The 25757-nt window shown below is 45.9% G+C and carries 20 protein-coding genes, 3 tRNA genes and 1 pseudogene; 13 read left to right on the top strand and 11 right to left on the bottom strand.

The features are described 5' to 3' along the window. Positions 1 to 593 precede the first annotated feature (593 nt). From SO_RS11390 to SO_RS11400, 3 genes and pseudogenes are all read left to right on the top strand, one after another. Entirely contained in the window at positions 594 to 1808 is a 1215-nt protein-coding gene (locus SO_RS11390; protein ID WP_011072448.1) for a pyridoxal phosphate-dependent aminotransferase, read from the top strand. A 221-nt stretch (positions 1809 to 2029) separates the two neighbouring features. Next, positions 2030 to 2617 carry a 5'-deoxynucleotidase gene (gene yfbR / locus SO_RS11395; RefSeq protein ID WP_011072449.1) on the top strand — a complete coding sequence of 196 codons (588 nt, stop codon included), beginning with the start codon at positions 2030 to 2032 and terminating at the stop codon, positions 2615 to 2617. 25 nt (positions 2618 to 2642) lie between these two features. Then, positions 2643 to 3982, top strand: a pseudogene (locus SO_RS11400) (anti-phage deoxyguanosine triphosphatase). A gap of 72 nt (positions 3983 to 4054) precedes the next feature. Here the strand turns inward: SO_RS11400 and SO_RS11405 are convergent. From SO_RS11405 to zwf, 4 genes are read right to left on the bottom strand one after another with little or no spacing between them, the layout of a single operon-like run. Beyond that, complete coding sequence (locus SO_RS11405; RefSeq protein WP_011072451.1) at positions 4055 to 4696, bottom strand: bifunctional 4-hydroxy-2-oxoglutarate aldolase/2-dehydro-3-deoxy-phosphogluconate aldolase; 642 nt, start codon at positions 4694 to 4696, stop codon at positions 4055 to 4057. Positions 4697 to 4715: 19 nt separating this feature from the next. Next, complete coding sequence (gene edd, locus SO_RS11410; RefSeq protein ID WP_011072452.1) at positions 4716 to 6542, bottom strand: phosphogluconate dehydratase; 1827 nt, start codon at positions 6540 to 6542, stop codon at positions 4716 to 4718. A gap of 12 nt (positions 6543 to 6554) precedes the next feature. After that, positions 6555 to 7253, bottom strand: a complete 699-nt coding sequence (pgl, locus tag SO_RS11415) for a 6-phosphogluconolactonase (RefSeq protein WP_011072453.1) — start codon at positions 7251 to 7253, stop codon at positions 6555 to 6557. 9 nt (positions 7254 to 7262) lie between these two features. Beyond that, positions 7263 to 8735, bottom strand: coding sequence for a glucose-6-phosphate dehydrogenase (gene zwf, locus SO_RS11420; protein ID WP_011072454.1), 1473 nt, complete (start codon positions 8733 to 8735; stop codon positions 7263 to 7265). Positions 8736 to 9045: 310 nt separating this feature from the next. Between zwf and SO_RS11425 the strand changes: the two genes are divergently transcribed. Both SO_RS11425 and pyk read left to right on the top strand, forming a co-directional pair. Further along, entirely contained in the window at positions 9046 to 9900 is an 855-nt protein-coding gene (locus SO_RS11425) for a MurR/RpiR family transcriptional regulator (RefSeq protein WP_011072455.1), read from the top strand. A gap of 185 nt (positions 9901 to 10085) precedes the next feature. After that, positions 10086 to 11525, top strand: a complete 1440-nt coding sequence (gene pyk, locus SO_RS11430) for a pyruvate kinase (protein ID WP_011072456.1) — start codon at positions 10086 to 10088, stop codon at positions 11523 to 11525. Between the two features lie 397 nt (positions 11526 to 11922). On the opposite strand, the gene SO_RS11435 is transcribed toward pyk, so the two are convergent. Together SO_RS11435 and psrA are read right to left on the bottom strand one after the other, a co-directional pair. Beyond that, positions 11923 to 14202 carry an acyl-CoA dehydrogenase gene (locus SO_RS11435; protein ID WP_011072457.1) on the bottom strand — a complete coding sequence of 760 codons (2280 nt, stop codon included), beginning with the start codon at positions 14200 to 14202 and terminating at the stop codon, positions 11923 to 11925. Positions 14203 to 14214: 12 nt separating this feature from the next. Then, complete coding sequence (psrA, locus tag SO_RS11440) at positions 14215 to 14856, bottom strand: TetR family transcriptional repressor PsrA (RefSeq protein WP_011072458.1); 642 nt, start codon at positions 14854 to 14856, stop codon at positions 14215 to 14217. 218 nt (positions 14857 to 15074) lie between these two features. Here psrA and SO_RS11445 point away from each other — a divergent pair, with 218 nt between their 5' ends. Beyond that, on the top strand, positions 15075 to 16934 hold the full coding sequence (locus tag SO_RS11445) for a M2 family metallopeptidase (protein WP_011072459.1): 1860 nt from the start codon (positions 15075 to 15077) through the stop codon (positions 16932 to 16934). Positions 16935 to 17287: 353 nt separating this feature from the next. Here SO_RS11445 and smrA read toward each other — a convergent pair whose 3' ends face one another. After that, the gene (gene smrA / locus SO_RS11450) at positions 17288 to 17878 is read right to left on the bottom strand and encodes a DNA endonuclease SmrA (RefSeq protein ID WP_011072460.1); all 591 of its coding nucleotides are present in this window, start codon (positions 17876 to 17878) and stop codon (positions 17288 to 17290) included. Between the two features lie 132 nt (positions 17879 to 18010). On the opposite strand from smrA, the gene SO_RS11455 reads away from it, so the two are divergent. Both SO_RS11455 and SO_RS11460 read left to right on the top strand, forming a co-directional pair. After that, complete coding sequence (locus tag SO_RS11455) at positions 18011 to 18586, top strand: nuclear transport factor 2 family protein (RefSeq protein ID WP_011072461.1); 576 nt, start codon at positions 18011 to 18013, stop codon at positions 18584 to 18586. A 30-nt stretch (positions 18587 to 18616) separates the two neighbouring features. Beyond that, on the top strand, positions 18617 to 19111 hold the full coding sequence (locus SO_RS11460) for a YchJ family protein (RefSeq protein ID WP_011072462.1): 495 nt from the start codon (positions 18617 to 18619) through the stop codon (positions 19109 to 19111). Positions 19112 to 19201: 90 nt separating this feature from the next. On the opposite strand, the gene SO_RS11465 is transcribed toward SO_RS11460, so the two are convergent. The 3 genes from SO_RS11465 to SO_RS11475 form a co-directional block, all read right to left on the bottom strand. Then, entirely contained in the window at positions 19202 to 21385 is a 2184-nt protein-coding gene (locus SO_RS11465) for a putative bifunctional diguanylate cyclase/phosphodiesterase (protein ID WP_011072463.1), read from the bottom strand. A 187-nt stretch (positions 21386 to 21572) separates the two neighbouring features. Next, positions 21573 to 21860, bottom strand: coding sequence for a DUF406 family protein (locus SO_RS11470; RefSeq protein ID WP_011072464.1), 288 nt, complete (start codon positions 21858 to 21860; stop codon positions 21573 to 21575). Between the two features lie 163 nt (positions 21861 to 22023). Next, positions 22024 to 22512, bottom strand: a complete 489-nt coding sequence (locus SO_RS11475; protein ID WP_011072465.1) for a VC2046/SO_2500 family protein — start codon at positions 22510 to 22512, stop codon at positions 22024 to 22026. A 125-nt stretch (positions 22513 to 22637) separates the two neighbouring features. On the opposite strand from SO_RS11475, the gene SO_RS11480 reads away from it, so the two are divergent. From SO_RS11480 to SO_RS11490, 3 genes are all read left to right on the top strand, one after another. Then, positions 22638 to 22722, top strand: a tRNA-Tyr gene (locus SO_RS11480). 39 nt (positions 22723 to 22761) lie between these two features. Then, positions 22762 to 22846: transfer RNA gene (locus tag SO_RS11485), tRNA-Tyr, on the top strand. A 117-nt stretch (positions 22847 to 22963) separates the two neighbouring features. Then, a tRNA-Tyr gene (locus SO_RS11490) sits at positions 22964 to 23048 on the top strand. Positions 23049 to 23254: 206 nt separating this feature from the next. Here SO_RS11490 and queE read toward each other — a convergent pair. Continuing rightward, positions 23255 to 23923, bottom strand: coding sequence for a 7-carboxy-7-deazaguanine synthase QueE (gene queE, locus SO_RS11495; protein ID WP_011072466.1), 669 nt, complete (start codon positions 23921 to 23923; stop codon positions 23255 to 23257). Positions 23924 to 24111: 188 nt separating this feature from the next. Between queE and queC the strand changes: the two genes are divergently transcribed. After that, complete coding sequence (gene queC / locus SO_RS11500; protein WP_011072467.1) at positions 24112 to 24828, top strand: 7-cyano-7-deazaguanine synthase QueC; 717 nt, start codon at positions 24112 to 24114, stop codon at positions 24826 to 24828. After that, on the top strand, positions 24825 to 25439 hold the full coding sequence (rrtA, locus tag SO_RS11505; protein ID WP_011072468.1) for a rhombosortase: 615 nt from the start codon (positions 24825 to 24827) through the stop codon (positions 25437 to 25439). The genes queC and rrtA overlap by 4 nt, the downstream gene beginning before the upstream one ends. Positions 25440 to 25757: the final 318 nt, after the last annotated feature.

Below are 25757 nucleotides of genomic sequence, written 5' to 3' on the forward strand. Positions count from 1 at the left end.
TTAGGTGCCCTGCCGAAAACATCGCGCAGAAAATAAAGCGCATCGAATATCGAGTCAACTATAAATTTATGCTAACGCTAAATAATTTTTCACGATGAATTTAAAAACTTAACATCCAATTGATTTAAAATAACTTTACTGCAATGTTGTTAAATGTTAGCTTGAGTCTACATGCTTAATAAGCATTCAGTTAATCTGCCTAAATATCAAAAAAACACCGAAGGCAAGATTATGCTACGTTAACGCAAATCTCATTAGTGAAATCAGTAATTAAGCTAACGCTGATCTATATTAATATCTTATGCCGCTGCCAATATTTACACTATTGAACTGCCAGCATATGCAAAGCTGTCAGTTTGATAGTTTCAAAGGCTAGCCCACCAACAAGAGGCGGCATAAAAAACCAATTGATAACGACCATTCAGACGATAAAACTTATATTAATTTATTTAACACTTAGTTAAAGCATATTTAACTAGCAAATTTAATGAAAAAAACTCACTTTTTATGCCCAAAGCCCCTTCCTTAAACCAGATAATTTCGTTATGGTGCACAAACTTAAGCCAAAATTAACTGCATGTTTCGAGGTGTAAATGCGCCCTATCATCAAGTCCAACAAGTTGGATACTGTTTGCTACGACATTCGCGGCCCAGTGCACAAGGAAGCCAGACGTTTAGAGGACGAGGGCCATAGGATCCTTAAACTCAATATTGGTAACCCTGCACCTTTCGGTTTTGAAGCACCGGAAGAAATTGTGCGCGATGTGATCCTTAATCTTCCCAGCGCCCAAGGTTACTGTGAGTCAAAAGGATTATTCTCTGCCCGCAAGGCAATTGTGCAGCATTATCAAGCGCAAGGGATCTATGACGTTGATATCGAGGATGTCTATATCGGTAACGGCGTGTCAGAACTGATTATGATGGCCATGCAGGGCTTATTAAACACCGCGGACGAAATACTGATCCCATCCCCCGATTACCCACTGTGGACAGCGGCAGCCAACTTGGCTGGCGGTAAAGCCGTACATTATCGCTGTGATGAAGAAGCAGATTGGTTCCCTGATCTTGATGATATTAAGAGCAAAATCTCTTCGCGTACCCGTGGCATTGTGTTGATTAACCCCAATAACCCAACGGGTGCCGTCTACAGTAAAGAATTATTACTACAAGTCGTTGAGCTATGCCGTGAGCACAACTTGATCCTGTTTGCCGATGAAATCTACGATAAGATTTTATACGATGAAGCCAAACATATTCCGGCAGCTAGCTTATCCGATGATATTTTAACGGTCACGTTTAATGGATTATCAAAAGCATATCGCGCGGCCGGTTTTAGAATAGGCTGGATGATGCTCTCGGGTAATCTCAAAGCCGCGAAAAGTTATATTGAAGGGTTAGACATGCTAGCCTCTATGCGTCTATGCGCTAACGTGCCAAATCAACATGCCATTCAAACTGCACTCGGTGGCTATCAAAGCATTAATGAACTGATTTTACCTAGTGGCCGTTTGACCGTGCAGCGAGATACCTGCTATGAGTTGCTCAACCAAATCCCCGGCGTGAGCGTGAAAAAGCCCAAAGGCGCACTTTATGCTTTCCCCAAATTGGATATGAAAAAGTTCAATTTAAGGGATGATGAACGCTTGGTACTCGATTTATTAAGGGACAAAAAAATCCTTTTAGTGCATGGTACCGCCTTTAATTGGCCGGAGCCGGATCATCTCCGAGTCGTGTTTTTACCCTATAAAGAAGATCTAACTAAAGCCTTGACTGAGTTTGGCAACTTCCTTGAAACCTACAAGCAGTAAGTCGATTTAAGCCTAACGTTTAAAAAGATAATTTATCGAGACGATAAAGCGATCCCTTGGATCGCTTTTTTGCATTTGTTCAGCAAACTTGCCCATCTTTTCACTCACTTATCCTTGTGATAAGTGTTAGGCTTACACTCAATAGCCGTACTTGTACTTTGCTTTCCCCTTATCTTCAGAGTCAAGTGACGCGCCTTTTAGCCTTCATTTAAAGGAGCCTTATGAGTCATTTATTTGCCCACCTCGCCCGAATGAAACTTATCCAGCGCTGGCCCTTAATGTACAACGTGCGCACTGAAAACGTCCAAGAACACTCACTACAAGTTGCCATGGTGGCACACGCCTTGGTGATTATCAGTAATCGGAAATTTGGTACGACACTCGATGCCCATCAAGCGACGAGTCTGGCCATCTTCCATGATGCCAGCGAAATCTTAACTGGCGATTTACCCACACCGGTGAAGTATTTCAATAAAGAAATTGAAGCCGAGTATAAAAAGATTGAAGCCATTGCAGAGCAGCGAATGCTCGATATGGTACCCGATGAATTTAAAGAGGATTATCGCAGCTTGTTTATCAGTGATTACGCCGACCCAACCTACAAAGCCATAGTGAAATCCGCCGATACGCTTTGTGCTTATCTAAAATGTTTAGAAGAAAACCGCGCAGGCAATACTGAATTTAACACGGCACGTAAACGCCTCGAAGCCATGCTCGAATCCAACCCAAATCCTGCGGTAAAATATTTTATGGATTGCTTTGTGCCCAGTTTTACCTTGAATTTAGACGAAATAAACAAGATGCTCTGATGTATCACTCCCCCAAGGAATAGCTATGACCTCAAGTGTTTGGCAAGAACGCCGCCATGGTGAAGATAAACAAAGACGTAATGATCATCGTAGCCCATACCAAAGGGACAGAGCGCGGATCCTCCACTCTGCGGCATTTCGCCGCCTGCAAGCAAAAACCCAAGTGCTTGGCGTGGGGATGAATGACTTCTATCGCACGCGCTTAACCCATTCACTGGAAGTGTCACAAATCGGCACGGGGATCGCCGCTCAGCTTAGTCGTAAATATCCCGAGCATAAGCCCTTATTAGACTCAATGAGTTTGCTAGAGTCCTTATGCCTTGCCCATGATATTGGCCATCCGCCCTTTGGCCATGGCGGTGAAGTTGCCCTTAACTATATGATGCGCCATCACGGTGGGTTTGAGGGCAATGGTCAAACGTTTCGTATTCTCTCTAAACTCGAACCCTACACCTTAGATTTTGGGATGAATTTGTGCCGCAGAACGATGCTGGGAATTTTAAAATATCCCGCGCCACAATCGAGCCTATTTATCGCAGGCAATCATCATGAAATCACCAACCACAGGCAACTTAAGCCGTCACAATGGCCGCCTGTTAAAGGCATATTCGACGATGATAACGACATCTTCGACTGGGTGCTTGAGCCATTATCAGCGGCAGATAGAACTCGCTTTACCTCAGCACAACCAAGTATTCAGCCTAACTATCCGCACCTGCGTACCCAATTTAAATCCTTCGATTGTTCGATCATGGAGCTTGCAGACGACATTGCTTACGCAGTGCATGATCTCGAAGATGCCATCGTAATGGGGATAGTGACGGCCTCACAATGGCAGCAAGATGTGGCGCCAACATTTGAGCACAGTAATGATCCTTGGATCCGCCAAGAGTTGGCCGATATCGGCACTAAACTGTTCTCCCACGAACACCATCTACGCAAAGACGCCATAGGCACCTTAGTCAACGGTTTTGTGACAGCGATTATCATCACAGATGATGGCGTGTTTGAAGAGCCGCTGTTGCGGTTTAATGCCAGCCTTGAAGTTGAGTTTGCCCATGCGCTTAATGTGCTAAAACAGCTTGTGTATAAATATGTTATCCGTAAACCCGAGATCCAAATGCTCGAATACAAAGGTCAGCAAATTGTGATGGGGTTATTTGAGGCATTTGCCTCTGATCCCGAGCGCCTGTTACCACTTAACACTCAAGAGCGTTGGCGCGCAAGCGAGCAATTGGGTTTAAACAGTCACAGGATATTAGCCGATTATATCTCGGGGATGACGGACGAATTTGCCGGACGACTCTATCAACAACTCTTTACCCTAAGGCTGGATCGAACGTGGAGTTGAGTAAAGAAATGTAGCCTCTTGATATAGTAATAAAAAACCACCGCGAAGGTGGTTTTTATTAACACATTAATGGGTACTAAAACGGATTAAAGTCCGCCAATCGCCTCTTTACACAGCTGAGTGATACGATCCCAATCGCCCTGCTCCATCGCATCGGTAGGAGCAATCCAGCTGCCACCAATACAATCGACATTCTTCAGCGCTAAGTAATCTTTATAGCTGCTCGGGGTAATTCCACCTGTTGGGCAGAAGCGGATATCTGCTAACGGCCCAGAGAAAGCCTTAAGCGCATCAACGCCACCTGACGCTTCAGCAGGGAAGAATTTAAAGTGAGTGTAGCCCAGCGCCATGCCCGTCATCACCTCGGAAATACTGGCAACGCCCGGAATTAACGGCACCGGTCCTTGCATGCCCGCTTTGAGCAGCTCAACTGTCGCACCTGGAGTGATAATAAATTGCGCACCAGCGGCGATAGCCTGTCCAAGCTGGGCTTCATTTAAAATAGTCCCCGCGCCAACCAGCGCCTCAGGCACTTCCTTGGCGATTTTGGTGATAGCTTCAAGGGCGCATGGCGTGCGTAATGTCACTTCCAACACGCTTATCCCTCCGGCAACCAGCGCTTTAGCTAAGGGCACCGCATGTTCAATCTTGTTAATCACCATAACAGGAACAATAGGGCTGCGTTTAAAAATATCTTGTGGTTGTAATGACCAGTTATTCTCAAGCATTGCGTTATTCTTCCTTTGATTAGTAAAGTTCATCGATGGCGCTAGTACTACGCGCACCGGTTTCAGGACTGCTTAAGTTTGAACGCAGTACTCCAAATAACTCACGCCCCATGCCATAACGAGAATGGCGTAAATCAATTTCAGTGGCAGTTCTGGTGGCAAGCTCGGTGTCAGAGACTAATAAACTCAGCTCGCCGGTCAGTGCATCAACTCGGATTAAATCGCCGTCTTGTACCTTTGCAATTAACCCGCCATCAATCGCTTCAGGGGTTAAATGAATCGCCGCAGGTACTTTGCCCGATGCGCCCGACATACGACCATCAGTCATCAGTGCCACTTTAAAGCCTTTGTCCTGCAATGAACCTAACAGCGGCGTTAGTTTATGCAGCTCTGGCATACCGTTGGCTTTCGGCCCTTGGCCTTTCACCACCACCACACAATCCCTGTCTAATGCGCCGGATTTAAATAACGCATCGAGTTTGTTTTGATCGTCAATCACCACTGCGGGCGCTTCCACCACACGGTGCTGTGGCTGAACGGCAGACACTTTAATCACAGCGCGGCCTAAGTTACCCTTCAGCAGCTTTAAACCACCGTTGTTTTGGAATGGTGTTGCCACAGAGGTTAATACTTCGGTATCTAAACTCACTGTTGGGCCATCGACCCAGCGCAGCTCGCCATCAAGCAGTTTAGGCTCTTGGGTGTAACGGCGCAGACCATAACCCGCGACAGTATTGACATCCTCATGCAGCAAACCTGCATCGAGTAATTCTTTGATAAGGAAAGCCATACCACCCGCAGCGTGGAAATGGTTAATATCCGCATGACCGTTTGGATAAACACGTGCCAGCAAAGGCACCGCATCGGATAATTCCGAAAAGTCATCCCAGTTGACGATAATACCTGCAGCACGGGCCGCCGCCACAATGTGCATGGTTAAGTTTGTTGAACCACCCGTCGCGAGCAATGCAACAATACCATTCACTATCGATTTTTCGTTAACGACTTCACCAATCGGACTGTATTGAGTGCCTAGTTCAGTTAAACGACAAACCTGCTTGGCCGCCATTTTGTTTAAGGCTTCGCGCAGTGGATCGTCTGGATTCACAAAAGATGAACCCGGCAATTGCAGCCCCATCACTTCGAGCATCAGTTGGTTCGAGTTAGCGGTACCATAGAAGGTACAAGTACCCGCACTGTGGTAAGACTGGGCTTCCGCTTCGAGCAGTTGTGCTCTATCGACCTTACCTTGAGCAAATTGCTGACGAATGCGAGCTTTTTCCTTATTAGGAATACCCGATTTCATTGGGCCTGCGGGCACAAACAACATAGGTAAATGGCCAAAACTTAAGGCACCAATCAGTAAACCCGGTACAATTTTATCGCAAATACCGAGGAGTAAGGCTCCATCAAACATATTGTGTGATAAGCCAACCGCGGTTGCCATCGCAATCACTTCACGGCTCAGTAAGCTCAATTCCATACCGGGCTGACCTTGAGTCACGCCGTCACACATGGCGGGAACACCGCCAGCCACCTGCGCAACACTACCGACTTCCTGACAGGCTTTTTTCAGCAAATCAGGATAGGTTTCATAGGGTTGGTGTGCAGATAACATATCGTTGAATGCGGTGATAATCCCAATATTGGCCTTCGTCAATTGACGCAATGCATTTTTGTCATCGGGATTACAAGCCGCAAAACCGTGGGCTAAGTTACCGCAACTTAAGGAACTTCGGTGTACACCATGGTTACGGGCATCGTTTAACGCAGCAAGGTATGCTTCACGAGATGCTTTGCTACGGGCAATAATTCTGTCAGTAACAGATTGAACGACTGAGTGCATGAGAGTGACTCCTTAAGCGCTCCAGAACACGTCAACGGGCGTTTTACGCTGCGCTAATACGGCTCTGATGGGCATAGCATTAACATCATCATTTTCTAAGGCTTGACGATATACGGATAATTTTTGTTCCCCAACCAAATGCAGATAAATCTGGCGGCTATTAAGGATCGCATTCTTAGATAATGTGATCCGGCCATGGGGCGCAGTGGTTGGATTGGTTGCCACACACAAAGCTTGAGTGGTTAGCGCATCGTTTAACTCAGCACTGCAAGGGAACCATGAGCAAGTGTGACCATCGTTGCCCATCCCCAGCACCACCACATCGAAGGGACGCGGGAAGTTAGACAAGGACTCGCAGGTCATATCAGCGCCCGCTTCGGCGGTGGAAAACATATTTTTCAGCCCACGGAACTTGGCATTGGCGGCACGGTTTTGCAGTAAATGCTCGCGCACTAAACGCTCGTTAGAGGCGCTATCTTCCACATCGACCCAACGCTCATCGGCGAGAGTAATGTAAACATCACTCCAGTCGATGGATTTCATGCTAAGTAGCTCAAACAGTTTCAGCGGCGTTGAACCACCGGAGACCACTAAACTGGCCTTGCCACGGGCATCAACCGCCTCTTGCAACTGGCTAGCGATCTTATTCGCTAACTGTTGCTCGAGTGCAGCAGGCGTATCAAAGGATTTAAATACGGTTTCTTTAATCATCAAAGCCCCCTATTCATCCCACGAGCGACCATCTTTGGTGATCAGCGCGACCGAAGCCACAGGGCCCCAAGTGCCCGCAGGATAAGGTTTCGGTTTCTCATTGCTCTGTTCCCATGCTTGGATGATGCCATCCACCCATGTCCAGGCTTGCTCCACTTCATCTCGGCGCACGAACAAAGCTTGATTACCGAGCATGGCTTCAAGCAACAAACGCTCGTAGGCATCGGCAATGCGCTCGTTTTTAAAGGTATCCGAGAAACTCAAGTCGAGCTTAGTGGTTTGCAAACGTTGTTTTTGCTCTAATCCTGGCACCTTGTTCATCATCTGGATCTCAACCCCTTCGTGTGGTTGCAGACGGATGGTTAACTTGTTAGGTGGCAAGTTACGGTAGCTAGAGCGGTAAAGGTTGTGCGGAGGATTTTTAAAATACACCACAATTTCAGAACTCTTAAACGGCATGCGCTTACCGCTGCGCAGATAAAACGGCACCCCAGCCCAACGCCAGTTATCGATATCGACCCGCAACGCCACAAAAGTTTCGGTGTGTGACTGTACGTTCGCGCCCTCTTCCTCTAAATAGCCTGGCACCGGACTACCTTTCAGGAAGCCCGCACTGTACTGACCACGGACAGTGTTTTCATACACATTGTCAGCATTAATCGGCCGCAGCGACTTAAGCACTTTCACCTTTTCATCGCGAATACTATCAGCATCTAAGTTCACTGGCGGATCCATTGCGACGAGCGTCAGCACCTGTAGCAAGTGGTTTTGGATCATATCGCGCATTTGACCGGCTTTATCGAAGTAACCCCAACGGCCTTCAATACCGACTTCTTCCGCAACCGTGATCTGGACATGGTCAATGGTCCGGTTATCCCATTTAGAGGCAAATAAGGAGTTAGCAAAACGCAGCGCAATCAAGTTTTGAACGGTCTCTTTACCAAGATAATGGTCGATACGGTAGACTTGGCTTTCTTTAAAGTAGGCAGACACTTGATCGTTAATAATACGGGAAGATGCGAGATCAGAGCCAATGGGTTTTTCGAGTACTACGCGAGAGTCACTGTGGATCAGGTTTTGTTCATGTAAACAGCGGCAGATATCACCAAAAATCGATGGAGGGGTGGCAAAGTAACTGACCATGACACGCTCTTCTGGTTTGAGCAATTCATGGAAGGCACCGTAGCCTGCTGATTCGGTAAAATTAGTGCCTACATAATAACAACGGGACACGAATCGGTTGAGAGTGTCTTCGCAGAGGGGTTCTTTGACGAAGGTTTTTAACGCAAGGATGACTAAGTCTCTGTATTCATCCTGACTGAATTCATCTTTTGCGACACCTATCACCTTAGTATCTTTATCGAGAAGCTCAGCCTTATCTAACTGGTATAAAGAAGGTAATAACTTACGTCTTGCTAAGTCACCTTTAGTACCAAAGAGTACGAAGTCACAAGCTTTGGCGCCTGATGTTGTTTTGCCCATTGCGTTACGCTCTCCTTTGTATGTCGTGTCCCTTCATGCCAATGAAGAAATCCACATTTTGTTGTAATATAACAACAGAATTTGTTAAATGCATCTATTTTTATCAAAATTAACATTCTTGCTAACTAGGCACCTAAGGCATAAATCTGATATGCTTTTTGTGCTTAAATTACTGATGATAGTAAATTCTTATTTCAAAAACCGACTTAAAACTTACTTAAGCAATGTTGATTAGTGGGATCCTAAAGCTGATCTGTGGCACTAAACAAAAAAAATAAAATTACATACTCAATTTAGCGGACGTACGCGTATGAATACCCTAGAAAAGGTTCAAAAAAGCCTCACCCATTTTAGTAAGTCAGAACGCAAGGTTGCAGAGGTCATCTTAGCCTCTCCGCAAACGGCTATTCACTCCAGCATCGCCACTTTAGCTAAGATGGCAGATGTGAGTGAACCTACTGTAAACCGTTTCTGTCGCCGCTTAGATACTAAAGGCTTTCCTGATTTTAAGTTACATCTGGCACAAAGTCTCGCAAACGGCACACCTTATGTGAGCCGCCATGTCGAAGAAGATGATTCACCAGAGTCATATACAACAAAAATATTCGAATCCTCAATGGCTTCCTTAGATACCGCTCGTCAAAGTTTAGATGTTGCCGCCATTAATAAAGCCGTTGATATTCTGACTCAGGCCAAGACAATTTCCTTCTTTGGCTTAGGGGCATCAGCCTCAGTTGCCCATGACGCGCAAAATAAATTTTTCCGTTTTAATGTGCCTGTCATCTGTTTTGACGATGTTCTGATGCAACGCATGAGCTGTATCAACAGCAATGAAGGCGATGTAGTGGTATTAATTTCCCACACTGGCCGCACTAAGTCTTTGATTGAAATAGCACGTTTAGCAAGAGAAAACGGCGCCGCCGTAATTGGTATCACGGCACGCAACTCGCCGTTATCGATGGAATGTACCCTGCCCGTCACCATGGAAGTGCCTGAGGATACGGATATGTATTTACCAATGGCCTCGCGTTTAGCGCAATTGGTGACTATAGATGTATTGGCGACTGGTTTTACGCTACGCCGCGGCCCACGTTTCCGTGATAATTTAAAACGTGTAAAAGAAGTGTTGAAAGAGTCTCGTATCAATAAAGATCCGATACTGTAATTCACTTCCTAACTTAAAAAAGGCTAGTGCTAATCCCACGTCTAGCCTTTTTTAAAGCAAATTTCAGCGATACCTCACAATTTTGAAACATAACTTTAGATCAATTTGATTGTAACTTTACTACATAATTTGGAATTGCATGCTAATATAGTCACAAGATTTTTTTAACTTTAACGGAGTATCTTATGTTCCGCAGAACCAAAATCGTCACCACACTGGGTCCCGCCACTGACCGTGACGATAACTTACGCCGTATTATTGCGGCAGGTGCAAACGTTGTTCGTCTTAACTTCTCCCACGGCTCCCCCGAAGATCATCTCAAACGCGCTACTCAAGCTCGCGAAATCGCAAAAGAATTAGGTGTACATGTTGCTATTTTAGGTGACCTACAAGGCCCTAAAATCCGTGTGTCTACCTTTAAAGACAACAAGAAAATTCAACTGAAATTAGGCCAAACCTATATTCTTGACGCCGAACTTGCTAAAGGTGAAGGCGATGAGAATCAAGTCGGTATCGACTATAAGCAATTGCCTGATGATGTGAATGTTGGCGACATCCTGATGCTCGATGACGGCCGAGTACAACTGCGTGTTGAGCGCGTTGAAGGTCGTAAAGTCCATACTACTGTGACGGTTGCAGGTCCTTTATCGAACAATAAAGGGATCAACAAGCAAGGTGGTGGTTTGTCGGCTGCGGCACTAACTGAAAAAGACAAGGCAGACATTCTCACCGCAGCTATGATCCAAGTGGATTACTTAGCCGTGTCATTCCCACGTAGCGGTGCAGATCTCGAATATGCACGCTCTTTAGCGCAGCAGGCTGGCAGTAACGCACTGATCGTCGCGAAGGTTGAACGTGCAGAAGCGGTTGCCAGTGATGAAGCAATGGATGATGTGATTTTAGCCTCTGATGTTGTGATGGTTGCCCGCGGTGATTTAGGGGTTGAGATTGGTGATGCTGCACTGGTAGCAGTACAAAAGAAACTCATCGCCCGTTCACGTCAGCTCAATAAAATCGTCATCACCGCGACCCAAATGATGGAATCGATGATCTCGAGCCCAATGCCAACCCGTGCAGAAGTGATGGACGTGGCAAACGCCGTGCTTGATGGTACCGACGCTGTGATGTTATCAGCCGAAACCGCAGCGGGTGACTTCCCAGAAGAAACTGTTAAAGCAATGGCGAATGTGTGTGTCGGTGCAGAATCTCACCCAAGTGTGAAAGTTTCTAAGCACAGATTAGATGCACGTTTCACGTCGGTTGAAGAAACCATCGCCCTATCGACTATGTATGCGGCAAACCACCTAGAAGGTGTTAAAGCGATTATCGCTTTAACAGAGTCAGGTGCGACACCTAAACTGATGTCGCGTATCAGTTCATCTTTACCAATCCTTGGCCTATCTCGCCATGACACAACACTGGCGAAGATGGCTCTGTACCGTGGTGTACTACCGATTTACTTCGACTCAACGATCTATCCAGCCGATGAGCTTGCACAAAAAGCATTGGAATCATTAACCAAAGCGGGTTACTTGCACAGCGGTGACTTAGTGTTAATGACCAAAGGTGATGCGATGGAAACCATCGGTGGCACGAACACTTGTAAAGTGCTGATTGTCGCTTAATCTTGACTGTTCGGTTTTAGCGTTAATCTAAACAGTGATTAAGCTTAAAAACAAAAACCACCTCAATTGAGGTGGTTTTTTTATGGCTTATCATTGCTAGGGCGTGTTGACGTTTCGAGATTAGATTTTGTTCGTTCTGGCAAGCACGTGCTCGCGAAACGAGGAATGATGTGTAGTTATTCTACTCAAATGACGAGTGACAAAGAGCAAGGGCTTGCCAGACGAACCCTTCGGGCAGCATTTGGTTGGCTTTTCTGCCGCGTTATCGTCCGTTTATGTAGAATAACTACACTGCACGGACTTTGCCTTGCATAAAAGCCAGCCAAACTGCTGCAAAAATAACCCTGAAACGTCAACACGCCCTAGAAACTGAGTTAACTCATTTCAACCAATACGATTATAAAGCTTCGAAATCATTCACATTGATGGCAGCTAAACGTAACTTATCTGCATGCAATAGTGTTTGATGTTCATCGTTACTAATTGTGCCCTGCTCTAGCGCTTTAGCAAACAGTACCAAGTTTGGTACTTTTGCAGGTAATTCACCGCTGCGCTGCGCTTTTTTAAGCTTTTTGTAAATCTCTTTACAGGCATACTGTGCCACAAACGCCTGTTCCACTTCAGCAATTCCGCCCACATCGCCTTCAAACTCAGGACAAAGGAAGGTAATGCGCTCGCGGGCAGGACTCGGTTTTAACATACCAGAGACAAGCTCCGTCGCCATTTTATCGCTCGGCGCATTAAAATGATTACCGATGGGGAAAATGAGTGCACGCAATAACCAAGCAACAGGGCGGTTCGGGAAGTTACGGATCACATCCTCTAGTGCTTTCGCCGCTAAGTGTAAGCGATTCGCCATTACATAACGTACCGCAGGTAAATCATCCTGTTGGCGACCATTGTCTTCAAATAGTTTTAGCGTTGCAGAGCCTAAGTACAACTGACTCAATACATCGCCCATCCGTGCAGACAACATTTCCTTGCGTTTTAAATCGCCGCCCATAATCAACATTGAAATGTCCGTCATAAAGGCGAGCGCCGAAGATAAACGCGACATATCTTTGTAGTACTGTTTGGTTTCTCCGCTCACTGGGGCGTTACCAAAACGACTAGCTGTTAGGGCGTTGAATAACGCACTAAACGCGTTACGCGTCGCATAACCCATATGGCCCATTAACAGCGAGTCAAAACGCGTGAGCGCATCGTGCTGATTTTCCATTGCCGCTGCTTCCATTTCGGCCAGCACATAAGGATGACAACGGGTCGCGCCTTGACCAAAGATCATCAACGAGCGGGTAAGGATATTCGCGCCTTCTACGGTGATCGAAATCGGATTCGACATATAAGGATGGCCGAGGTAGTTTTTAGGTCCTAATTGGATCCCCTTACCCGACTGAATATCCATCGCATCGTTCATGACTGCGCGACCAAGTTCAGTCATATGGAACTTCGCGATAGCCGTCACCACAGAAGGTTTGACTTTAAGATCAATGCCCGTTGTGGTTAAACGACGTGCAGCTTCTAGCTGGTAAGTATTGGCAATAATCCGAGCCAGTGCTTCTTGCACCCCTTCAAATTGACCAATTGCCATGCCAAATTGATGGCGTACATAACTGTATGCTGTGGTGGTTTTGGTTGCCATATGGCCAGAAGCTGTTGCCAGCGCAGGCAGCGAAATACCCCGCCCCGCCGATAAACATTCAACCAGCATGCGCCAGCCTCTGCCCGCAAATTCTGGACCGCCAATGATCCAATCGAGCGGAATAAAGACTTCATCGCCTTGGGTTGTACCGTTCATAAAGGCCATATTAAGTGGATTATGACGACGACCAATTACCACACCAGGATGATCAGTTGGGATCAACGCGCAGGTAATACCGAGATTCTTTTTCTCACCTAATAGACCGTCAGGATCGCGCATCTGGAACGCTAAACCCAATACCGTTGCCACGGGAGCTAAGGTGATATAACGCTTATTCCAGGTTAATTTAAGGCCTAAAACCTCTTCGCCGTTAAACTCGCCACGGCACACAATGCCCACATCAGGGATTGCGCCCGCGTCACTGCCGGCTTCTGGGCCCGTTAACGCAAAACAAGGGATTTCATCGCCCTTAGCTAAGGCGGGTAGCCAACGTTCTTTTTGCTCTTCAGTACCATAGTGAGTCAATAGCTCACCAGGGCCTAATGAGTTAGGCACCATCACAGTTACCGCCGCACTCACGCTACGACTGGCTAACTTGCTCACAATCGTCGAGTTGGCATAAGCCGAGAACGCTTTACCACCAAATTTTTTCGGAATGATCAGCGCAAAAAAGCCTTCTTTTTTGAAGTAATCCCACAGCTCTGGCGGCAAATCTTTTCGATTATGGACAATGTCAAAATCGTCGATCATTGTCAGGGCAGTCATGACCTGATTATCAATAAAGTCCTTCTCTTCTGCCGTCAGCGTTGGCTTGCCGTAGCTGTGCAGCGTATTCCAATTCGGATTACCGCGGAATAACTCCCCTTCCCACCATACATCGCCCGCTTCCATCGCTTCGCGCTCGGTATCAGACAATGGCGGTAACACTTTTTTAAAAAAATGAAAAACAGGTTGGGTAATAAATTGCATTCTGAGGCTTTTTACTGCAAACAGCGCAATAATCGCAATCAGGGCAATAATTATAATCGTCAACATAATCAAGACCTTTTATTTAGAAGCCACGGGAACAGATACGCCCGCAGCCATGTAGGGGATCACTTTGCGGATCACGGCTTCAATATCGTTGTGCTCACCAAATTCGGCCGCAGCAATATCGTTTAACGCATCAGCGGACGCCATAGTGAAAACGATTGTGCCGAGGGTGAAGTGTAAGCGCCAAAACATTTCAGCAGGAGGTATATGGGGAGCACTTGCCGACACCGCCTTCACGAAGGTATCTAAATGCTGTCCGTAATGGGTGGTGATAAACCAGCGAAGATGTCCTTGGCTTTCAATGTAGCCTCTTCCAAGTAGCTGCAGGAAAATCGTGGTCCCTTCAGTCCGCAAGTCATTTAAATCCAATAACGGATCGACTAACGCTGAGAAAATTTCCTCTAACGAAGCCTGAGATGGCGCTGTATGCAGACGCTTTATCGCCGTTGATGCAGCGGGCATAAATACATCTAAATAGCGGGCTAACACTGCACGGATCAACTCTTTTTTAGAGCCAAAGTGATAATTTACCGACGCTAAATTGACCTCTGCCTTGCTGGTAATAAGTCGTAATGACGTCTCAGAAAAACCTCTTTCGGCAAAGAGTTTCTCCGCAGCATCAAGTATTCTCGTTTTTGTATCAGATCGACTTGCCATTCCATGACCTTGAATTAATTTAAAACACTCGTTTAAATTAAACATTGGTATGGGAGTTGTCAAACGAAAAATGGCCAAATAGGCCGCGTCACAATAACGAGGCTTAACAGCTCACTCACAGCCATTGCAATTAATCATGAAAACTCATCAAGCTTTGTGCAAAAAACGATGTGCTTAGGTAGAATGCGTAACACAAAAACAACAAAGGACTGCAATACATGGCTATTCTATTGAATCGTCCCACAACTCTAGCACTCACCATAGCGTTAACATTAAACCTAACTGCTTGTAATAATAAACAAAATACTTCAGAAACTAAGACTTCTATACCTGCTAGTACAAGTACACCTGATAAAGCTCAAGCCATTGCCTTTATTCAAGATGCTGAAGCGCAAATGGCGCAGTTATCCATTGAAGCGAATCGTGCCGAATGGATTTATAGCAATTTCATCACCGAAGATACCGCCGCATTATCGGCCGCAGTGGGTGAAAAAGTCAGCGCTGCGTCCGTCAAGTTCGCCACTGAAGCCGCAAAGTATGCCAATGTTGAACTTGATCCCGCTAATGCCCGCAAACTAAATATTCTACGTAGCGCATTAGTGTTACCGGCGCCACTTGACCCCGCCAAAAATGCTGAGCTGGCACAGATAAGTTCTGAGCTCAATGGGCTCTACGGTAAAGGCAAATACTGTTTCGCCGATGGCAAATGTATGACGCAACCTGAGCTGTCTTCCCTCATGGCGGAATCACGGGATCCCGCCAAATTACTTGAAGCTTGGAAAGGTTGGCGTGAAATAGCTAAACCAATGCGCCCGCTATTTCAACGTGAAGTCGAACTCGCCAACGAAGGCGCAAAAGACTTAGGTTACGCTAACCTTTCTGAGTTATGGCGCAGCCAATATGATATGAAACCTGATGAATTCTCTCAGGAATTAGACCGTTTATGGAGCCAGGTTAAACCACTTTACGAATCCTTGCATTGTTATGTGCGTGGTGAGTTGAACAAAGAATATGGTGATGCCATTGCCCCGAAGACGGGTCCAATTCCGGCACACTTACTAGGGAATATGTGGGCTCAGCAATGGGGTAATGTGTATGATCTGGTGGCGCCCGAGAATGCTGACCCTGGTTATGATGTGACCGAGCTACTCGCGCAGAAAGGCTATGACGAGCACAGAATGGTGAAACAAGCCGAAAGCTTTTTCACCTCTTTGGGCTTTGCGCCGCTGCCTGACAGTTTTTGGAGCCGCTCTTTATTCTTACAACCCAAAGATCGCGACGTAGTGTGTCATGCCTCGGCATGGGATCTGGATAACCTCGATGATATCCGCATCAAAATGTGTATCCAAAAAACCGCTGAAGACTTCACCGTCATTCACCACGAACTTGGCCATAACTTCTACCAACGCGCCTACAAGCAGCAGCCTTTCCTATTTAAAAACAGCGCCAATGATGGGTTCCATGAAGCCATTGGCGACACCATCGCGCTGTCTATCACACCAAGTTATCTCAAGCAGATAGGCTTACTCGAAGAGGTACCCGACGCTTCAAAGGATATTGGTTTATTGCTTAAGCAAGCCTTAGATAAAATCGCTTTTCTGCCTTTTGGTCTAATGATCGACCAATGGCGTTGGAAGGTATTTAGCGGTGAAATCACCCCTGCCCAATATAACCAAGCGTGGTGGGAGCTGAGGGAAAAATATCAAGGTGTTAAAGCGCCGACACCGCGAAGTGAGACCGATTTTGATCCAGGTGCAAAATACCATGTACCTGGCAATGTGCCTTACACCCGTTATTTCCTCGCCCATATTTTGCAATTCCAGTTCCACAAGGCGCTGTGTGAAACTGCAGGCGATAAAGGACCAGTGCATAGATGCAGCATTTACGGCAATCAAGCTGCAGGAGAAAAACTTAATAGAATGTTAGAGTTGGGCTCGAGTCAGCCATGGCCTATGGCTTTAAAGGAAGTAACAGGCACTGAAACCATGGACGCGAACGCTGTACTCGATTATTTTGCGCCGCTCAAAACCTGGCTTGATGAGCAGAACAAGGCTGCGAATCGTCAATGCGGCTGGTAATCAGTTTCTAGCGTCGCTGGCCTTTGGAACCATTACACTAAAAAACAGACCCCACAAAAATGCCCAACTAAGTTGGGCATTTTTTTACTTCATTTGTGAAAACAAAAACTAGGGCGTGTTGACGTTTCGAGATTAAATTTTGTTCGTTCTGGCAAGTTCGTGCTCGCGAAACGAGGAATGATGTGTAATTTACTCAAATGACGAGCGGCTCTTATGACAGAAAGTAAGAGCAAGGGCTTGCCAGACGAACCCTTCGGGCAGCATTTAGCTGCAAAAATAACCCTGAAAGGTCAACACGCCCTAGCGACACTCTGTTAAACGAAATCAGTAAAGTCAATCCGTTGAGCAAATCCTTAGCGCCAGCCCATTCCCTTACGATTGGCTTCTTTATTTTCAATCTTGAGCTGTTCAGATTTGGTCAGCATCACATACAAAGCGCCCGTACCGCCCTGCTCGGTTTTCGCCGAATGATAGGCAAGTACCATTTCAAGCTGAGATAACCAATGACATACAGCAGATTTAAGGAGTCCCGCCACAGGTTTACTATTATGACCTTTGCCGTGAATTAGCATCACACAGCGCTCACCATGTGCCAGCGCCGCTAAAAGATAATTGAGTAACGCCTCACGCGCCTGACTTAAACGATAGGCGTGCACATCTAATTCCATCTTAATGCTGTATTGCCCTAGTCTTAAGCGTTTAAAAACGCCCCCTTGAACCCCTTCTCGCTTAAAACTGACAATATCATCTGGGGCTATGATGGGGATCAAACTTAACTCCAAGGGCATACAGGCTAAATAAGCCTCCCGTTGCAGCGCATCACGACGTTGTATTTGTTCAACCGTAAGTGCCTTGGGTTGTAAATTCACCGCTTTAATATCGCCTTTTAGTGGCACAACTCCCGCCATTTCTTCAAAAAACAGTGCCGATTCATTATCCAGCATGGCAAGCTCCTCCACTCTTCACGCTCAGTGTGCACTTTTATAACAGAAACACACTTTGTAAACATTCAACTCTTTAGTTCAGCGGGCGCCTCCATTATAGTGGCGCCATGAATGCTTGATTAGAATAATGTAATGAGATTTTTGCTGCTAGCCCTGATATGCCTATTATCGCTTCCAAGTTTTGCGACGCCCACAAAAGCCAAAACCACCACCACAACGGATCAGCTGATTAATGCTAATTATCCTTTGTTAACTCAGGCGTTTAATGAACTAAATCAAGATATTACTGCCAAAATTTATGCTGAAGATGCAAGTTATCTCTCTGAAAGTCAAAGTAAGGAAATCTACTATGGCCGCGACAATATCGTTGCCATTTACCAACGCTTTTTCGATAAAATTCGTGCTAAAAAGGCCCGCATCGACATCGACTTTCGGGTTCTCAACCGCAAATTATCAGGCGATAGCGCGTTTGATACCGGTTATTATTTAGTGCGATTTTATCCCGCAGAAGAAACCGGCGAACCTGTGAGTGAATTTGCAGGCAAATTTGTGATAGGAACGCAAAAAGAGACTCAGCATAGCTGGAATGTCACTCTTGATATGAACAATCGAGCTGAGCCAAGTTTTTATTTGAATGCCAAGCCTGTACCAAATCTTCATTATGGCCGCCAGTTTCCTCCCTTGCCTGACAGTAAAAAATCCAAATAGTCATTCATTATCTTTTAATAACTTACATATATGACCATAGAAAATCACTGTCCCTGTGGCAGCCAAAAATCTTACCAAAACTGTTGTGAAGCATTGCACCTTAATGTTGATTCAGGGGCACAAGTTGCCACCAGTCCCGAGCAGTTAATGCGTTCTCGCTACTGTGCATTTGTGTTGAAAAATTTTGATTACATTATTAAAACTCACCATGTGGACTTTCTGGGTAGCTTAACCCTTGAGCAACTTAAACAAGGCCCTAATCCGAATTGGTTAGCGCTTGAGGTATTGGCGGCAAATGAAGAAACCCATCCCGATGGCACTTTGCGCGGCAATGTCACCTTCAAGGCTTGGTACAAACTTGCCGGAGAGATTGATGCTATCTATGAACGATCTGAGTTTGTATTTCAACAGGGGCGTTGGTATTACACTCAAGGGCAACAAATGCATGCCAAACGTCCAGGGCGTAATGATCCTTGTGTTTGTCATAGTGGTAAGAAATTTAAACAATGTTGCTTAACACGTTAATTGTACGTGATGACAGCATAGACTCATAAAACAAAGGCAATCAATTGATTGCCTTTGTTTTTATCATTACACCGAATGCCAACATCAGATTTAGTGCGCGATAAGATTCGGTTGTTTAGCCGTCAGTAAAAACTGTGCAAACTCGGGTTCTCGCAGGGCTGGGCTGTATAAAAATCCCTGCGCTTGATGACACAAACTCTTGGCTAAAAATGCCTCCTGTTCAGCGGTTTCAACCCCTTCGGCCGTCAAGGAAATATTGAGCGCATTGGCCATCGCAATAATGGCTGACACAATTTCCTGACTTTCGCGGCTAATGGTCAAATCAGAGATAAACGAGCGATCGATTTTTAACTTGCTGATGGGGAACTGTTTAAGGTAACGCATCGAGCTGTAACCCGTGCCGAAATCGTCGATAGCTAAGCCAACCCCCAGTTCTGCTAACTCCTGACACAATAAGGTGGCATGGCGAATATCCCCCATCAGTTCCGTCTCAGTGATTTCCAAAATTAAGGTTTTGGGCTTTAAACGATAACGGGTCAAAAGCTGCCACACTTGCTCATACAGATTACCACTAAAAAACTGCCGCGCTGACACGTTAACGTGCATGCTAAGATCGGCATTATGATGCTGCCAAATATTCAATTGCCGACACGCCGCCTCTAACACCCAACTGCCTATCGCGTTAATCATGCCTGACTGTTCGGCAATATCGATAAATGCGCCGGGATACAGCACACCTTTCTTGGGATGATGCCAGCGGATCAAGGCTTCGGCGCCGATATAGGTTTGCTGCTCAAGGTCCCTTAAGGGTTGATAATAAAGTTCAAACTGGCGACCACGAATGGCACTATGTAAATCGCGCTCAATTTGCGCGTCTTCCTTAAATGCACTCAGCAATGTACTGTTAAAGACTTGAATTGCTGTACCTTTTTTCTTCTTTGCGTATTGCACTGCGATATCGGCGCAGGTCAGTGGCGCAAATAGATTCGCCACGGAGGCAATATCAACCACGGCCAGCGCGGGCTTAGGTTCGACTTGCTCACGGCCAATTAATATCGGCATAGCTAAATGCTGATATAAGCGGGTACTGAAATAGTCGAGATCATAAACCGCATTATCGTCGGTGAGTAACACGGCAAATTCATCACTACCAACGCGGGCGATTTCAGTCGCTTTGTTAATTTCTGAAAAATGTTTTAAGCGCCGACCGACCTCAATCAACAGGCTATCGCCATTTTCATGGCCATAAGTATCATTAAAACGCTTAAAGGCGACCAAATCGACCAACAAGAGTAATCCATGGGTTGTTCGCTCGAGCACGCGATTAAAGTGACTGCGATTGTTAAGCCCTGTCAAACCACAACGCCACGCCAACCGCTCCAGCTCCGCTTTGTAGTTATGCTCATCGGAGTTTTCTTCACCCGACACTAAAGCGTAATGATTGCCTCTATCGGTGATAAATTGGCTCACGATGTATTTCAGCCAGTAACGACTGCCATCTGTACGACTAAATTGCACTTCACCCTTTGCTTGATCCCCTCTGAAAATTTTTGCTAAGGTCTGCTCAGCTAACGCATTGTGCTGCCTGAAAAAAGTTAAATCGCGTAAATTAGTGCCTATACTCTTATCCCGCGCAATCCCAGTAATATCCTCATGGGCTTGATTAACATATTCCACTTTTTCAGTGTGCAAGTTAATCAGCATACTCATCTGGCGAGATTGTTCTATGGCACAACGGAAAAGACTAAGGCGCTCTTCTTTATCGTAAGCATGTTTTGTGGCGAGGGTGAGGGCTAATTGATCGGCCATTTGGCAAGCAAGATGAATTTCACTATCGTGCCAATGATGAGTGACCTGCGCCCGTTCAATACAGAGCACGCCCTCAAGATGACCATTGATGCGAATGCCGACATCAAGACTGGATAAAATTTGGCGTGGAATAAAATAACTATCGACTAATTCGGTCAATCGCGGGTCGATAAGGGTATTGCCTGCATCAATATGGCGATAATTTTTGAGTTCATTTAAATAACGTGGCACCGTATGCAGCAGACTGGGACGATACGTGTCCTGCAACGCCATGGAGCCAAATTGAGCAACAAGAGATTGCGTGCCTTGATCGGCAGAAAAAATCCATATTGACACCAAAGAAACCGCTAAATTCTGACAGAGTAGCTCTGTCGCTAACTCTGCCGTCTTAGTGAAATCACCCTGTTGCTTTGCCGTAGAATGGACTAAAGACTCTAATAAGTGCTGATGCTGACGTCGCTTCACTCTGATCCCTACAAAACGTCGTGTTGGGTAAAACGATTCTGCTGCAACTAACACCAAAAAGAGCTGTGTTAATGGAGTCGATTTATCATTATTTTTGTTGACGCAGATTACACTATCTATATTCAAAACAGCAACATCGGCCACACTTTATTACAAATTAACCTCGACTTGTATCACAGGTTTTTTGCTATAGACCATTCTCTAACTGGAAAATCATTTTTTCGACACTGACATCAAATACCAGTTTGAGCGTCACACCCGTTTCACCCGGAGCAACGCTCGCTTGCGTGTGGCGAAAACGTGTCTGGGCACGCTCAACCATCTTTGCGGCCTCATTTTTTGCTTCGGCCCCAGTAAACTGCATTTCAAGCGCAGTATCTTGTTCATCAATCACAGCACCGATATCCACAAAGCTGCCGCAATCGGTACAAGTGTCATTTACTGTGGGGGTTTGTCCTGCAATGATACCTTTCATAGGGTTATCCTCTTTAATGAACTCATGTTAAAAACTCAACATAAGCGACTCAACATTAATATCACTAACGGCTAATTATAGGGAATTATGATGAAAGAGACTCAGGTATTGCTCACGCTTATTATCCTAAATCAATCCCCTTGATAAGATTCAGTCTAGGCCATTAAGCACTGGCTAGGCGTGGTACCAAATGACGCTGGATAGCCAGTTGATCGGCAAAGTGCATGATTTCAACTTGAGGGGACGGCAATTGTCCTCGCTGCCGCAAGCGAGTCGTTAACTCACAATTACTTAAAGCTTCGGCCATGGCAATGGGCTCATTACCTCGGATCACTAACGCTTCAGGGCGCAATGCCTGTTGCAGTTGAAATGCTCTCGCCCCTTGCTGCATAAACACAGCACTATTATCGGTAATATGATTGTCGGAGGATAAATCCGCCACTAACGTTTGTTTTGGTGGTAATTCAAACTGACGTTGTAATTTTTCGGCCGCATCGAGTTCTTTTTGCCATTGAAACTGCGCCATGTCCCTCGCATCAGCAGACAATAACGATAGCAACAGGGCAAACTCACCTCGCCTGTTGTGTTCGATTGCCGCATTTAAGCGGGTGCCAATTTGGGCTTCATTGATTAAAGGAACATCGATTTGCATAAAAAAACATCGTTAAAACAACTCGTTGTTAGTTAATCGACCAGTTGAACAAGAACTTTAGGAAAATTTTCATATTTAGACTTTACATGCCTAAGGTTTCTGACTACTATGGCGGCCGCAATTGAGGAGGGGTTCCCGAGTGGCCAAAGGGATCAGACTGTAAATCTGACGGCTCCGCCTTCGAAGGTTCGAATCCTTCTCCCTCCACCATTTGCACTAACAATTAGCGATGCTATAAAAGATACTTGTGGAGGGGTTCCCGAGTGGCCAAAGGGATCAGACTGTAAATCTGACGGCTCCGCCTTCGAAGGTTCGAATCCTTCTCCCTCCACCACTTTTATCTGACTGTGGTTCAAAGAGTGTTAGTTTGCTGTAACTTGCTTTACCCTTAAATCAGGCCAAGATTTAAGATGACGTTTAGTTGCCACTTAACCGTCAAAAGAAAATATGTGGAGGGGTTCCCGAGTGGCCAAAGGGATCAGACTGTAAATCTGACGGCTCCGCCTTCGAAGGTTCGAATCCTTCTCCCTCCACCACTTCTTTCTCATATCAAACTTTATCTCTCGTTATTGCCCAAATTTTCTTTCTAGCACACCAGCTTATTCAAACTTATTATTCATCGCTCAAATCTATATCTCTAACCTGTAGATTTTGCTGATAAAAAACGCCCCATTTGGAGCGCTAAGAAATATTTCTGCGTTGAGCTAAGTAAGAAATATTTCTGCGTTGAGCTAAGTACACATTAATCGATATTCAGATACTTATGGGTCTGAATCGATAAACGCCAGTTACGGGCAATACACACCTTCATTGCTAATTCGGTCGCCCTTGGTTTTTGGCTAATAGGCTGTAAACAGATGGTTTTGGCTGATACATCAATATCGCTAAGTAATTCATCAAGTTCATCGATATGATTTTGAGTCGCAATCGGATGTTTAATTTCATTGGCACGGTTCAAGGCCTGCGCTAACACCGGATAACCGCCTTTCATATTCACCTTGGGTGAAACAGTGACCCAAGTATCTTTATCGCATTTCACCTCAAAGGTCCCGCTAGTTTCAATTTGAGTGGCAAAGCCGGCGCGATGGAGCATGTGGGTTAATTCATGCAGATCGTACATGCAAGGCTCACCCCCAGTGATCACCACATGGCGCGCAGTGTATCCCTTCGCATGGAATGCCTCGATTAGACTCTGCGCGGTGTGATTTGCCCAACGCCCCACAGTGCCGTCAACGGTGATCACTTGCTCTGGTGAGACTTTATTCGTCTCAAGCAAGTCCCAAGTCTGTTTGGTATCACACCAAGCACAGCCTACAGGGCAGCCCTGTAAACGCACAAAAATGGCGGGTACTCCGGTAAAGACACCTTCACCTTGAATGGTTTCAAAGACTTCGTTGACTGGGTAATTCATGCTAGCGTTCCATTTTTCTGGGGCGGCAGTTATAGAGGATTTTAACGGTAGCTGCAAGTTTTTACCGCCTTGCATTTAAGCAGCCACACAGATAAATGCCTGCATAGCCGCGCCAGCAAAGAGTTTTCAAGCCCTAACACCTGAGTTACACTTACGCCCTATTTTTGTGTCACTCTAAAGTGGATCTTATGTCAGCATCAGTTTCAAAGGTCGTGGTCGTATTCAGTGGTGGGCAAGACTCAACAACTTGTCTTATTCAAGCCTTAACACAGTATGATGAAGTCCATGGGATCACCTTCGATTATGGACAGCGCCACCGTGAAGAAATTGACGTGGCGAAATCCCTCGCCCAACGCTTAAACATCACCAGCCATAAAGTGATGGATGTGAGTTTACTCAACGAATTAGCCATTTCTGCCCTCACCCGTGATGCGATCCCCGTCTCCCACGAGTTGATGGAAAATGGCCTGCCCAATACCTTTGTCCCTGGCCGTAATATTCTGTTTTTAACCCTAGCAGGCATTTACGCCTATCAATTAGGGGCCGAGGCGATTATCACGGGCGTGTGTGAAACCGATTTTTCCGGTTATCCCGACTGTCGCCACGACTTTGTCCGCGCGATGGAATCGGCACTCGTGCAAGGCATGGATAAAAAACTTAACATCATCACCCCGCTAATGTGGCTCAACAAAGCCCAAACTTGGGCGCTAGCAGATAAATATCAGCAGCTCGACTTAGTCCGCCACCATACTCTGACCTGTTATAACGGCATTGTGGGTGATGGTTGTGGTGACTGTCCTGCCTGCCACCTTCGCCAACGTGGATTGGATGATTATCTGCAAAACAAATCCGCAGTGATGGCCTCGCTCACACAAGCAATTGAAACAGGTAAGCCACAGGCGTGAAACTGTTGACGTTAAATAAATTCGGCCCCTATTGGCTGGCGTTTATCGTCAGTGTGCTCTGCGCGCTCTTGTATGTAGCGGGACTTTTTACCCCAAGCATAGATACTCTGCTTGCCTATCGTCGTAGCGACATTGGTGATGGACAGTGGTGGCGTCTAGTCACAGGTAACCTGCTACATACCAATCATTGGCATTTGCTGATGAACCTCGCTGGATTATGGGTAGTGCTATTTTTGCACCACTTCCATTATCAGCCTAGGGGATTAACCGTACTCTTTATCCTACTTTGCCTGTTTGAAGGCATTGGTCTGTATCTGGGCTATCCACAATTATTAGGCTATGTGGGGCTGAGCGGCATGTTACATGGCCTATTTGCCTATGGCGCAGTGCAGGATATTCGCCGCAAAATGCGCTCGGGTTATCTGCTACTGCTCGGGGTAATCATCAAAGTTGGCCATGAACAATTCTATGGCGCAAGTGACGATGTAACCGCAATGATCGGTGCGCGGGTCGCCACCGAAGCGCACTTAGTTGGTTTGATCTGCGGATTAGTGTGCGCGCTATTATTCTTTGTATTCCAACGCTTGATACTAACCAAAGCCAAAGCGTAAATACTTGATTCTTCTTTGATGATCTAATCTAATAAAAAGCCACAAAACACATTGTGTTAGCGGCTTTTTATTCAGTAGAACAGCTTTGTGGCAGAACTTTAGCACCACAGAGTCGAGTCTTAACGCCTTGTTTAGACTAGGGCGTGTTGACGTTTCGAGATTAGATTTTGTTCGTTCTGGCAAGCACGTGCTCGCGAAACGAGGAATGATGTGTAGTTTACTCAAATGACGAGCGGCTCTTATGACAGAAAGTAAGAGCAAGGGCTTGCCAGGCGAACCCTTCGGGCAGCATTTGGCTGGCTTTTCTGCCGCGTTATC

This window comes from Shewanella oneidensis MR-1, from assembly GCF_000146165.2.
GTDB classification, from domain to species: domain Bacteria; phylum Pseudomonadota; class Gammaproteobacteria; order Enterobacterales; family Shewanellaceae; genus Shewanella; species Shewanella oneidensis.